The sequence below is a fragment of the Oenococcus oeni genome, assembly GCF_020510245.1.
In the GTDB taxonomy this organism is placed as follows: Bacteria; Bacillota; Bacilli; order Lactobacillales; family Lactobacillaceae; genus Oenococcus; species Oenococcus oeni.
Window position 1 is genome coordinate 1,777,896 of sequence record NZ_CP084701.1, and the last position, 12,650, is coordinate 1,790,545.

The 12,650-nt window shown below is 40.0% G+C and carries 10 protein-coding genes and 1 pseudogene; 1 reads left to right on the forward strand and 10 read right to left on the reverse strand.

Annotation, left to right across the window (positions count from 1 at the left end):
* Positions 1 to 46: 46 nt before the first annotated feature.
* The 9 genes and pseudogenes from J3U91_RS09195 to J3U91_RS09235 form a co-directional block, all read right to left on the reverse strand.
* Positions 47 to 1,060 (reverse strand): zinc-dependent alcohol dehydrogenase family protein, encoded by a 1,014-nt coding sequence (locus tag J3U91_RS09195; protein ID WP_002819645.1) that lies wholly within the window; start codon positions 1,058 to 1,060, stop codon positions 47 to 49.
* A gap of 288 nt (positions 1,061 to 1,348) precedes the next feature.
* Positions 1,349 to 3,537: pseudogene (locus J3U91_RS09200) on the reverse strand (alpha-galactosidase).
* 88 nt (positions 3,538 to 3,625) lie between these two features.
* Entirely contained in the window at positions 3,626 to 4,588 is a 963-nt protein-coding gene (locus tag J3U91_RS09205) for an aldo/keto reductase (RefSeq protein ID WP_002819651.1), read from the reverse strand.
* 82 nt (positions 4,589 to 4,670) lie between these two features.
* Positions 4,671 to 6,101 (reverse strand): C69 family dipeptidase, encoded by a 1,431-nt coding sequence (locus tag J3U91_RS09210; protein WP_002819653.1) that lies wholly within the window; start codon positions 6,099 to 6,101, stop codon positions 4,671 to 4,673.
* A 62-nt stretch (positions 6,102 to 6,163) separates the two neighbouring features.
* On the reverse strand, positions 6,164 to 6,406 hold the full coding sequence (locus J3U91_RS09215; protein WP_002819655.1) for a type B 50S ribosomal protein L31: 243 nt from the start codon (positions 6,404 to 6,406) through the stop codon (positions 6,164 to 6,166).
* Positions 6,407 to 6,506: 100 nt separating this feature from the next.
* A complete protein-coding gene (locus J3U91_RS09220; protein ID WP_002819656.1) occupies positions 6,507 to 7,793 on the reverse strand; it encodes a UDP-N-acetylglucosamine 1-carboxyvinyltransferase in 1,287 nt (428 codons plus the stop codon).
* A 33-nt stretch (positions 7,794 to 7,826) separates the two neighbouring features.
* On the reverse strand, positions 7,827 to 9,461 hold the full coding sequence (locus tag J3U91_RS09225; RefSeq protein WP_002819657.1) for a CTP synthase: 1,635 nt from the start codon (positions 9,459 to 9,461) through the stop codon (positions 7,827 to 7,829).
* Positions 9,462 to 9,654: 193 nt separating this feature from the next.
* Positions 9,655 to 10,242, reverse strand: a complete 588-nt coding sequence (gene rpoE, locus J3U91_RS09230; RefSeq protein WP_002817721.1) for a DNA-directed RNA polymerase subunit delta — start codon at positions 10,240 to 10,242, stop codon at positions 9,655 to 9,657.
* A 26-nt stretch (positions 10,243 to 10,268) separates the two neighbouring features.
* Positions 10,269 to 10,709 (reverse strand): YwiB family protein, encoded by a 441-nt coding sequence (locus J3U91_RS09235; RefSeq protein ID WP_002819658.1) that lies wholly within the window; start codon positions 10,707 to 10,709, stop codon positions 10,269 to 10,271.
* A 42-nt stretch (positions 10,710 to 10,751) separates the two neighbouring features.
* On the opposite strand from J3U91_RS09235, the gene J3U91_RS09240 reads away from it, so the two are divergent.
* Complete coding sequence (locus tag J3U91_RS09240; RefSeq protein ID WP_002819659.1) at positions 10,752 to 12,044, forward strand: HD domain-containing protein; 1,293 nt, start codon at positions 10,752 to 10,754, stop codon at positions 12,042 to 12,044.
* Between the two features lie 16 nt (positions 12,045 to 12,060).
* On the opposite strand, the gene J3U91_RS09245 is transcribed toward J3U91_RS09240, so the two are convergent.
* The gene (locus tag J3U91_RS09245; RefSeq protein WP_002819661.1) at positions 12,061 to 12,567 is read right to left on the reverse strand and encodes a universal stress protein; all 507 of its coding nucleotides are present in this window, start codon (positions 12,565 to 12,567) and stop codon (positions 12,061 to 12,063) included.
* Positions 12,568 to 12,650: the final 83 nt, after the last annotated feature.

Here is a 12,650-nt window from a genome sequence, read left to right on the forward strand (position 1 = left end):
AAGTATTATAAAGGATTAACAATTACCCTTGTGAAACAAGTTGATCTCAGAAGGCGGCTTCAATATTCAAAACAGCTTTGTTGGTTCTAATCTTCCCTGAAAGGTAGTCGTTCATTTTGGCAGCTTTTAATTCCATGCTGACCAATTCGGAAGGGTCAATCTTGCCGGCGGCGATCATTGCAATAGCCGCTTTAAAAGTATAGGGATTAATAAACGATCCCTGAACCGTCAGTTGTTTTTGGAAGATTTCATAAGAAGAAACAGAAAACTTTTGTTCGGGTTTTCCAACACCGAACATTAACACTTGTCCACCATGAGCAGCGGCTTTAACTGCCTGTTCTTGAACATCGGCTGATCCGACCGCTTCAACGACAACATCATAATCCTTGTCAAAATCATTTGAACGAGCATCGACAACCTCGTCGGCACCAACAACCTTTTTAAGAAAATCAACGTGCTTTTCATCATCAAGATGACGAGTTGAAATAGTGACTTTGGAAACGCCGTAAGCTTTAAGCGTCTTAACAAACAATTGACCGGTAAAACCATCACCCAAAACAATTGCTTCTTGGAAAGGCTTGATAGCTAACAAGTCGACCCCATGGACAACACAGCTCAAAGGCTCTGTTAACGCAGCCTGTTTGAAGCTGACATTATCAGGCAGTTTATAAGCTACTTCTTCTGGGACAGCCACGTATTCTTCCAATCCGCCATTGCGAGTAACACCAACGGCAGATAAATTAGTACATAATTCAGGACGGTTCGTACGGCAAAAATCGCACTTATGACAATAAATATTCGGATCGATTGCAACGCGATCACCAACTTCAAAATTGGTAACGGATTCACCGATTTCAACAACCGTTCCCGAATCCTCGTGTCCCAAAACAATTGGCGGCACTGCATCCGCCGAACCAGGAAGTCCCTGATACAATGCTTTATCGGTTCCGCAAACGCCAACATAAGCGACCTTAATTAAAACTTCATTATTTTTGGGAGTTGGTTTTTCCAAATTCTCAACCTCCAAATGATTCATCTTATCTAAAACTAATGCATTCATATTTCTATATTCCCCTTTATTAATCAGCATTCCTATTGGATCTTATTAAACCTTTATCAAATAATTGGAAAGTCGCCGAATATCATTTAGGATACTTCACTTCGAAAACTATTTGATTAAAATCAAGATACTTTTAAAAGACGAGCAATCACAAAATTAGAAAATGATAATTCAACCACTTCTTTATTTTAAATTAAATTATTCACAAGTCAATAAGGGAATTTACGAACAAACAAAAAAGTTTCCCTTCTAAGAAACTTTTCGCATTTAATTAAATTATCGCCCGAATCAATTTTCAGCTTGAAAATAATCAACTCGACTGGTCCAATCGGCCAATTGAATCGGTGTATCATAAAGACCGATATTCATCAATTCATCACCGGCATACCTTTTTTATCATCAGCCAGATAAATCTTATCAGGATCCAAAGCGGCCAATTTTGTCAAAGTAAATTCCGGTTGAGCTTGGGAAATTAGTTTATAACGATAAAGCAGCAACTCTTTTTTATCAGGTGAAACAAATTCCTAGGCTGTTTGGTTTCCATCAAAAGGCGATTTTAATCTGATAAAATCTCCGTACTGAATTAGTTGACGATGTTTTTTATAAAATTTAATTTGCGATTTAACGATTTCTTTTTCCTTATCGGACAAATCGGCTAAATTCAATTCATAGCCAAAGACAGCCGCCATCGCCACATCCCCGCGCATCTCAAAACTCGTTTGACGACCGGTCTGTTGATTCGGAGAAACAGAGACATGGGCTGTCATACTCGATACCGGATAAGACAAAGAACTACCGTATTGAATTTTCAAACGCGCCACGGCGTCGGTATTATCAGATGTCCAGGACTGAGGAAAATAATAAAGCATGCCGGCATCAAAACGACCGCCACCGCCAGAGCAACCCTCAAAAAGAATGTCTGGGTATCGGGAAGTAATCCGTTGAGCCAAATCATAAACACCCAGCACGTAACGGTGACTTACCTCGCCTTGACGATCAGCTGGTAATTCAGTTGAATATACTTCTGTTAAATGACGATTCATATCCCATTTGACATAATCTATATCAACATTATCAAGAATTTTGGTCATTTGATTAAAAATATTATCGACCACTTCTTTTCGAGAAAAATCCAATACATATTGCCCTCTCGAAGGCGTCATCCCTCGGCCAGGAACCTGCAAAGCATAATCAGGATGTTTTTTATATAATTCGGAATCTTCAGAAATCATTTCCGGTTCAAACCAAAGACCGAATTTCATTTTCCTGTCATGGACCTGTTGGCTCAAGGCCTTCAGTCCACCCCTTAGTTTCGTTGCATGTTCAAATCAATCGCCAAGACTTGAATTGTCATCATCCCGATGCCCGAACCAACCGTCGTCAAGGACAAACATTTCAATTCCCAAGGGCGCAGCGTTATCCAAAATTTTCTGAATTTTCTCGGTATCGAAATCAAAAAAAGTTGCTTCCCAATTGTTAATAACAATTGGCCGCTGAGCAAATTGATACTTTCCACGAGCAACGCGCTCACGGAGCAGACGATGATAAGTTTGAGACATTCCGTTTAAGCCGCTACTTGAATAAACAATCAGAGCTTCCGGTGTTTGAAAGGAGTCACCCGCTCTTAGCTTCCAATCAAAATCATACTGGTTAATGCCGGCAAGAACCCGTGTCTGGTCGATATAATCGCGTTCAAGCGTTTCTTGATGATTTCCGGAATAAACCAATTGAATGCCAATCGCTTCATCGTTAAATTCAGTTGTCGATGGATGAATCAAAGCAATAAAAGGATTCATATGATGGCTGGAGGTACCCCGACGACTTTCAAATTGAGTCAATCCATGGTGAAGCGTTTGCCGTTCGATTTGCCGTTCGCGGGCGTGAGCGCCTGGAAGGGAGATAACTTGAAAATCGCTTTTTGGAAAATCAATCTGCATACTGGCAATCTTTTCAATATGCAAAATATGTCGTCCTTTGTTAATTAATTTTGCGCTGCGGGCAATAATGGGTCGATCATTGTAGATGCTATAACTGAGTTCAACTTCGCATGCCAAGTTTTCATTCAATAGATTCACAATCAAAGTCTGAGCTTCGGAATCATCCTTGACATAAGCATGGGGAAGATTCTTCAATTCCGGTTTTCCGTCAATTATTTTATAAGATTGAAAACGAAAATCTGTTTGTCTTGCCCCGTTTTCATCGCGGATAATCACAGCTGGGGCTCGATAATCTCCGGTATTATTTCCCGACCATTCCTGCAACAAAGTATCTTTTGAATAAGTGCGATCTAAAGAACCAGGCAGATTGCCGGAAAAACTACGGTCAAAGCGGGGATTTAATCTTTCTCCAGAATAATGCCCAACTCTTTTACCAAAATAAAGATGGGCAAGCAGGTTTCCTTCTTCAACTGACATGAGATAAGAAATTTGATTATTGGATAAATGAAATACCTTTGTGTTTTCATCAAATGTGATCATCGTTTAATCCTTTTATTTTATAAACATATTTTATTCGTGAGAAAAAAGCATTTTCAATTTGGAAAATGCTTTGTCTCGACAAACTATATCAAGGAATTTTATAGCCGGCAGCCTGATAAAGGTCGTACCACTCTTGGTTGCTCAAATGAACATCATCAACTTCAGTCATTTGTTTGATATGCTCCGGCGAAGTACTTCCAAGAATTGTTTGAATATTTGCCGGATGTTTTAAAATCCAAGCAACAGCGACAGCACTTTTATTTGAATGATACTTGTCGGCCAAAGTCTGCAATTGATCATTTAGTTCTTTAAACTTAGGATTGTCGATAAAGACACCGGCAAACATCCCATATTGGAAAGGCGACCAGGCTTGAATCGTCATTTTGTGCAAACGCATATATGTCAAAATATCAAAAGTTCGAACATGGGTATCAGAGTCCGGACTGCCGTCGATATTCATTTGAATATTTTCAGAAATCATATTCGCATGCGTTAAAGCAAATTGTAATTGATTGACTTCTAAGCGCTGGCTAACGGCTTGTTGAACAAGTTCAATATCATAGGGAGTAAAGTTGGAAACCCCGAAATGCAAAACTTTCCCGGAAGCCTCAAGTTGACTGAAAGCATCGGCAATCTCTTCGGGCTCCATCAAAGTATCGGGACGGTGCAAAAGCAAAAAATCAATGTGATCAGTCTGCAAACGCTGCAATTCGATATCAACAGCCGAAAGCAAGTGTTCGCGTGAAAAATCATAACGAAGGCCGGTTAAGCCGTCACCATTAATCTGTCCATTTTTCAGGATAATGCCAATCTTTGTTTGTATATAAATTTTGTTTCGATCAATTCCGGCATCTTTTAAAGCTTGACCAAAAATTGTAGACGATTTTCCAGCCCCATAAATGTCGGCTGTATCATAATAATTAATTCCCGCGTCGAAAGCTGTAGAAACTGTTTTGGCAGCTTCTTGGGCATTTTTTCTATCTATTCTCATAACACCTAAAGCAATCTGACTTGCGTTCAAACCAGACTGCCCTAATTCGATTTGTTTCATATTTACCTCCTTTAGGCAACAAAAAAATCGAAGCAGATGCTCCGACTTAATTTTACTATGAATAAAGCAAGTAATTAAATTATTAATTATCGCTTCGAGCGAATTTATTGTTCATTAAATTGGAAACAGTGAAGAGAACCTGATCCAGGAGGTCTTCGGTTTCTTTTTTAATCTGATCGGTAATTTTTTTATTGGCTGCTTCTAAAGTAGCGGTTAATTCCTGGCCACTCTTACCGGCGGCCAACTTATCGGCGGACAGTAAATTTTTATGACCAAGAGCGATGGTTTTTTGTTGGTAACGTTCAAAATAAGCAACCACATCACGATAATGGGGATCGGCCAAAGCAGCGATGATTCGATTAATCCAGTAATAATTCTCAGAACTTACTCGATTTGTCGTATCTCTTAAATAACTTGGCGTGTCTTCGACATTTGTATAAAAAGGTACCAGCGTGTTGAAAGGCATTGAACCAAAGGCAATCCATTGAACAGCTTGATTACCCTTTGGCTTATTCGGTCGAATTTGCAAAACCGACAATTCACTCGTTCGGTTGATCCCAATGGGACGGAACATATGCTTCTCGGCCTCAGTCCCACTTGTACCATATGGATCGTAGACAGTATCTTGGTAATGACCGGACAAAACATATTTAATATCTTCGATCGTGACTTTTCTAAAGGGTTTTTGCGAAAACGGAATCGTATCACTCATGGGATCTTGTTCAACACTCGGCGTCAAAAACTTCTGCATAAACCAAGCACGGGGGGTATTGTAATGGTGATCTATATCAGCGTGCGAACCAAAAGTCAAACGACTGTTAACCTTACCGTCGAAGGACAAATTCAAATGATTGTCCCGAATAAAATCTTTTAAATCAGCAGAATAAACGAAGTTATCACTGTCGTCGAAATTGATCTCTTGAATTCCAAGCTGATTAGGAACAGTAACATAGGAATCATCCGGAACGCGTTGAGCAACCCAATGATGGCCACCAATTGTTTCTAAGAACCAGATCTCATCAGCGTCGGAAAAAGCAACACCGTTCTGTTCATAAGTCCCGAATTGTTCAAGCAGAGAACCAAGTCGCTTAACTCCTTCTTTAGCAGAATGAATATAAGGAAGAACGATTGTTAGAAAATCTTCCTCGCCGATTCCATCAGTAACCATTGGGTCAGCAGCCAAAACACGTTCATTTGTCGTGATTGTTTCAGTCGCGCTCATGGCTGCGTTTTCCGAATTAATTCCGGCTTCGCCCCAGATTCCTTCTGTTAAATCAGCATTTGGGACAGATGTATATCTAAGCGGGTTGTCTGGCAAATCGATTTCAACTTTTGAAATCTTGGAAACATAATGTTTCGGCTGTTCTTTCGGGCTAACGACAATAAACTTTTTTGCTTCAAAAGTGCCGTCGCCGGAATCTTCCGTCCTTGCAACGATTGTCGACCCGTCATAACTAGCCTTTTTACCTACCAAAATAGTTGTACACGATGTTTTTGAAAATTGATTCTTCATATTAATCTCCTTGTATATTTCAGCATATAAAAAAAGCCGCATAGCGACTTAAACTATCAGTACTAGTTAAGTCCATACTTTTTGTTGAACTTATCAACAGCACCATCGGCCTGATTGATTTTCTGCTTGCCAGTATAGAAAGGATGTGAATCCGAGGTAACTTCAACACGAACCATTGGATAAGTCTGGCCTTCGTATTCAACCTCGCCTTGAGCTTTAGCGGTTGAACCTGATAAGAATTTAGCACCAGTTGTTGAATCAACGAAAACAACCTGGCGATAATCTGGATGAATATCTGCTTTCATATTTTTCTCCTTAGTGCCCTTTAACCTGAAGTCAAAGAGTCAGTAGTAACTTTAATATAATAACAGCTCAAGCCAACCTTTTCAAGCCAGTTAAAAACTTTCAAGGCATCAAACTGGGTATGTCAACTCCTAAAACCGAGACCGAGGCTCCAAGTCCGGTTAATTTTTGTTGAATTTGTTCATAGCCTCTTAAAATATGTTCGGCATGATCAATAATAGTCTGTCCGTCAGCCATCAAGCCAGCAATCACCAAAGCAGCACCAGCGCGGATCTCGGCAGCTTGGACATCAGTCCCGACCAATCTTGGTGATTCGTTAACCTGAATAACGCCACCCTCCAAAGAAGAAATATCGCCACCCATTCGACGCAGTTCAACAATATGACGAATCCGCTGAGGATAGATCGTGTCAACAATTGTCGAAACACCATCTGCTTTCATCAGTAGTGGACTAATCGGTTGCTGCAAATCGGTTGCAAATCCAGGAAAAGGAGCCGTTGTAATCGTCACAGGCTTTAAATGGCTGGTCGCCGGCACATAAATTTCATCTTCGGAGATTCGAAGATGGACACCCATTTCAATCAGCTTAGAAGTAAATGACTCCAAATGCTCCGGGATAACATTTTTGACTGTTACGCCATCTCCGATTGCCGCTGCTGCCGTGATATAAGTACCAGCTTCGATTCGATCGGGAATAATCGCATGAACAGCCGATGAACGTAAAACCGGAACTCCGGTAATTCGAATCGTATCAGTTCCGGCTCCACGAATATTTGCACCCATATTATTCAAAAAAGTCGCTAAATCAATAATTTCCGGTTCACGAGCAACATTTTCCAATATTGTCAAACCCTTAGCCCGAACAGAAGCCATAATTAAATTCATGGTTGCGCCGACAGAAACCTTATCAAAAAAAATCTCGGCGCCGTGAAGTCCTTCGGGGCCGGTTGTAATATAAATCGTATCATTTTCTTCGCGGACCATGGCACCGAGTGCCTTAAAGCCTTTAATATGCTGGTCGATCGGTCGTGGACCGATGTTGTCGCCACCAGGGAAAGTGACAGTTGCCTTGCCAAATTTTCCCAATAAGGCACCCATGAAATAATAGGATGCTCGCAAAGATTTTATTGCATCTTTTGGCAGAGGGGCGTCAACTATATGTGTCGGATCAATTTCTAAAAAGCCGTTTTCAAAATTAGAAGAAACATTCATTGATCGAAGAATTAACTGTAGATTCTTAACATCCAAAATTGCTGGAACCGTGTCGAAACGAACCGGGGTTTCTGCAAGAATTGAAGCCGGAATCAAAGCAACAGTAGAGTTCTTTGCTCCACCGATCGTAACTTCACCATGCAGGCGTTTTCCGCCATTGATTAAGATTTTGGTCATTACTCTTAATTCTAACTTATATTCCTTTAGATTTCAGTCTTTTAGCTTCTCCTCGTATGCAAGAGCCGCTTGAATAAAAGCGGCATAAAGTCCCTCTGGACGGTCGGGACGGCTTAAAAATTCCGGATGGTACTGAACAGCAATGAAGAAATCATTTTGAGGATATTCAATAATTTCTACCAGAGAGTTGTCCGGAGAAGTACCGGCGAAAACCATTCCTGCTTTTTCAAACTGTTCGCGATAATCGTTATTAAATTCATAACGGTGACGATGGCGCTCGGAAATTTCTGAAACGTTATTGTAAGCTTCGGCCGTCTTAGTGCCGGCTTTCAATATTGCCGGGTAGGAACCCAATCGCATCGTGCCACCGATTTTTGTGATTTTCTTTTGTGAATCCATTAATCCAACTACCGGATAAGGAGTATCAGGATTCATTTCTGTCGAATTGGCATTCGACATCCCGACAGCATCGCGGGCAAATTCGACAGAGGCCATCTGCATCCCCAGGCAAACACCAAAAAAGGGAATATTGTTTTCACGAGCATATTTAATCGCTGAAATCATACCTTCAATCCCACGCGGCCCGAAACCGCCTGGAACAATGACACCATCGATTCCTGCCAATTTTTCGGCAACATTATTATCTGTCAGCATCTCGGAATTAATACTTTTCAAAGTAATTTTGGAATCAACCGCATAACCGGCATGCTTTAAAGCTTCATGAACCGAAATATAAGCATCCGGCAAATCAGTATATTTCCCTACCAAAGCAATCTTAATTTCTTTAGATAAATGACGAATTCGGTCAACCAAAGCCCCCCATTGAGAAAGATTGGCTTTTGGTTGGCTACCAAGGCCTAATTTTTCCAAAACAACCTGATCCATGTTTTGGGCGGCTAAATTCAAAGCAACCGAATATAAAACATCCGAATCAATCGACTGAATGATTGCCTCGGTTGGGACATCGGTAAATTCAGAAAGTTTTTCTTTCATACTATCGGTAATCGCTTTTTCGGAACGAACAACAATCATGTCCGGCTGAATTCCCATTCCACGCAATTCATGAACGGAATGTTGGGTTGGTTTTGTTTTTAATTCACCGGCTGCCCGCAAAAAAGGTACGAGTGAAACGTGAATGTAAAAAGTATTGTCCGATCCAACTTCTTTTTTCATTTGCCGAATCGCTTCAATAAATGCCATCGATTCGATATCACCGATCGTTCCCCCAATTTCCGTAATAATTACATCGGCTTCGGATTCTTTTGCACCGCGAAAAATCTTGTCCTTGATGGCATCGGTCACATGAGGAATAACTTGCACTGTCCTACCCATATAGTCACCGGTTCGTTCACGATCAATTACCTCTTGATAAATCTTTCCCGAAGTAACATTAGAATACTTATTGGTATTAATATCCATGAAACGTTCATAATGGCCAAGATCAAGATCAGTTTCAACGCCATCCTGGGTCACAAAAGTTTCACCATGCTGATAAGGCGACATCGTACCTGGATCCGGATTCAAATAAGGATCGAATTTTTGAACGGTCACTGCCAGTCCCCGAGACTTGAGCAAACGGCCGAGACTTGCTGCAACAATGCCTTTTCCAAGCGAAGAAACAACCCCACCAGTCACAAAAATATATTTAGTTTGTTTCTTGTCTGTCATAAAATAAAAAAAACTCCCGACTTATTAGGTTAGGAGCTTGGCTCTATCGATTAGAGCGCCCTTATTCACATTACAGGTATGTTTGACAATCGTCAAGCTCTCTTTCTTGAAAATAAGAATTCAGAAAACGAAAGCTGAAAATGTCTTCCAATTTAAAAATCCCACTGAAATCAGTGGAATTAAAGATATCTGATTAAACCTCTTGGTCTCCATCACTCAAATCGTCAAGATCATTTTTATCTTTCAGGACATCAAGGCTTTCATCGTTTGTATTTAATTTAATTTCGCCTTCATCGCTATCGCTTCCAGCTGAAGAATCATTTGAATTTGAACTATCGGTATCGTCTTCGTCATCATCATCGCTATCGTCAGAGTCTTCGTCATCATCAGTATCGATCACATCGTCGTCATCATCATCGCTATCGTCGATACCAATCACATCGTCTTCGACTGCAGCAGCTTTCTTGCCGCGTTTCTTCTTTGGCTTTTCGTCTTCTTCATCGAGATCTTCATGAATCGACTCGTTAATTGAATCAATGGCAAACCAAGAACGCAAAGCCCATTCATTTTCACCCATGCTGATAAAAGATCCATCAGCATTTAAATCTGTATAAATCTGAACAATTGTTTGTTCGTCGAATTTTTCACCGCGAACCTTTTCAAGAGCAGCCAACAAATCAACGAATTTTGTCTGTTTGCGCTTTTCGTTTAATATCTCACGAGCTAATTCAATGTTGCTAAATTCCGCAATTTGTTCTTTTGTGTTATCTTTTAGTACCATCTATATTCCTTTTCCTGTCTAGGATGCTAATCTATCTTACTAACCGTTGGTGAAAATTGCAAGGTTAAATCGAATTTTCCTAAAGAATCCTTATCCTGAAACAATTCATACTCTATATGTAAGGAACCGGTCGCATCGACTTGATCGAAATCAACATTCTCCGTTTTAACAAGCATATCTATAATTCCCTGATCAGAGGCGTATTTTGATTCAGCCAGGTCGATTTTTTCATCATATACAAGTACCGTTCTACCGCCATGACCAAAATAGACAACTCGGGTTTTTTCTGGGGCAACTTCCAAGCGTATAAGATGATTTTCCATTTTATAAAGAATTGTATAAGAATGATCTTCGTTTAAAAGCAAGTCCCCTTGAACCGCTTGATTAACTGTCTGCTGTTCGCCGGCTTGATCAATTTTCGAAGCAATTTTGATATTAATAGCCGATTTAAAACTGTCTCTCATCATTAAAATTATACAGTTGTTCAATAATAGTCTAAAATTTAATTAATGACAACTCTTAATTCTGAAAAAGTCTTCCGAGATCCAATTCTTGGTTTTATTCATGTTGATGATTCGATTATTCTGGATTTAATTAATTCGCACGAGATGCAGCGTCTGCGTCGGATTAAACATCTTGGAGTAGCCAATTCAGTTTTTCACGGTGGGGAACAATCACGTTTCCAACATTCACTGGGTGTTTATGAAATATCTCGACGAATGATCCAAGCCCTTGACGACAACGAAAAATTTGCTAATGAAAGACACTGGGATCATGAAAATGATTTATTGGTTCAAGCTGCCGCTCTGCTTCACGATGTCGGCCATGGAGCTTATTCCCATACTTTCGAGCATTTGTTTGATACTGTCCACGAACAGTTCACTCAAAAAATTATTGTCGATCCGAGCACCGAAGTGAATGCTATTTTGAAAACTGTTTCAAATGATTTTCCAGAGCGAGTTGCAGCGGTAATTGGAAAAAGCTATCCGGATAAAAGAGTTGTTCAACTGATTAGTTCGCAACTGGATGCCGATCGAATGGATTATTTGTTAAGAGACGCTTATTATACCGGCGCGGAATACGGTCGATATGATATCGAAAGAATTCTTCGCTTAATGCGGCCGATTAAAGACGGTTTCGCTTTTGATATCGCCGGTGTCCATTCGATTGAGGATTATGTAATTTCCCGTTATCAAATGTATTTGCAGGTTTATTTCCACCCTGTCTCACGCGGAATGGAAGTCGTTTTGGAAAATCTTCTGATTCGGGCACAGGATATATTTGATAAAGATCCGGATAATCCTATTTTCTTCCCTATTATTAGACCGATTTTTGCTTTGAAAAACAAAATAGACATTCAAGACTACATTTCTTTGGATGATTCGGTTTTTAATACCGCCTTTAATATCTGGCAAAAAGTCGATGATAAAATTCTGGCCGATTTGTCCAAAAGATTCTTAGATCGTAAACCCCTCAAATCAATTGTTCTCAATGAGAAAACAAAAGACCTCATTCCAAGTCTTAGAAAGAAGATCAAAGATCGTGGATTCGATCCGAAATATTATACTGGTGAGAATGACGCAACCGATCTTCCTTATGAGAGTTATTCGCCAAAAACCGGCGAAGAGGGAATTAAATTTGTTTATCCCGATGGTCAACAGGTCGAACTTTCAAAATTGAGTCCATTGGTCGAAGCAATCAATGGAAAGGAATCAATCGACCGACGCTTCTTTTTCCCGAGAGAAATGCTTAGCAATCCGGAAATTAATCAACTTTACCTAAAATACAAAAAAACCTATTAAAATTACGAGTAAATAATTATTGTCGATTCAAGAAACCGATTTTTTCTTCATCTTCCGATATTTTTTTATCACGAATTATTGTCACTGATACAGGAGCGGTCTTTGCAATGTAACTCGCTTGAGAGCCTAAATGGCTTGACCATCCGGTTCTTGAATGTGCCCCAACAACGACCAAATCGATATCAGTATGTGGTAAAACATCTTTGACAACTGTTTCACCGGCATTGTCCCCTTGAGCGAACATTTTTTCTACTCGATCATTTTTTAAACCAAAATTTTTGGCTATCTGTTGGTAATCCATTAACGCTTTATCGATTCTATCTTGAAGCAGACTCATTTCATTAGCGTCCAAACGCGTTGTCACCGGCAGTTCATCCTCTTCAAGGACAGATAGGATTGTTAATTTTGCATGATCTTCCTTAGCTTGATGAATTGCAAAACTCAACGCAGATTGACCCTGAGGCGAGTCATCAACAGCGGCAAGAACATGTTTGAATTGTTTTGGCTTGAATTTGCTAACCATAAGTGCTCAACGTCCCCTTACAAATTAAGAAATACCAAATTTAATTTAAATCTGGTAATAACCCAAAGGCCATAAATCTGCTG

What these genes read in the sequence shown, in the direction of transcription:
- J3U91_RS09195 (WP_002819645.1), bottom strand. Translation starts at nt 1,060, where the DNA reads ATGAATGCATTAGTTTTAGATAAGATGAATCATTTGGAGGTTGAGAAT.
- J3U91_RS09205 (WP_002819651.1), bottom strand. Translation starts at nt 4,588, where the DNA reads ATGAAACAAATCGAATTAGGGCAGTCTGGTTTGAACGCAAGTCAGATT.
- J3U91_RS09210 (WP_002819653.1), bottom strand. Translation starts at nt 6,101, where the DNA reads ATGAAGAATCAATTTTCAAAAACATCGTGTACAACTATTTTGGTAGGT.
- J3U91_RS09215 (WP_002819655.1), bottom strand. Translation starts at nt 6,406, where the DNA reads ATGAAAGCAGATATTCATCCAGATTATCGCCAGGTTGTTTTCGTTGAT.
- J3U91_RS09220 (WP_002819656.1), bottom strand. Translation starts at nt 7,793, where the DNA reads ATGACCAAAATCTTAATCAATGGCGGAAAACGCCTGCATGGTGAAGTT.
- J3U91_RS09225 (WP_002819657.1), bottom strand. Translation starts at nt 9,461, where the DNA reads ATGACAGACAAGAAACAAACTAAATATATTTTTGTGACTGGTGGGGTT.
- rpoE (WP_002817721.1), bottom strand. Translation starts at nt 10,242, where the DNA reads ATGGTACTAAAAGATAACACAAAAGAACAAATTGCGGAATTTAGCAAC.
- J3U91_RS09235 (WP_002819658.1), bottom strand. Translation starts at nt 10,709, where the DNA reads ATGATGAGAGACAGTTTTAAATCGGCTATTAATATCAAAATTGCTTCG.
- J3U91_RS09240 (WP_002819659.1), top strand. Translation starts at nt 10,752, where the DNA reads ATGACAACTCTTAATTCTGAAAAAGTCTTCCGAGATCCAATTCTTGGT.
- J3U91_RS09245 (WP_002819661.1), bottom strand. Translation starts at nt 12,567, where the DNA reads ATGGTTAGCAAATTCAAGCCAAAACAATTCAAACATGTTCTTGCCGCT.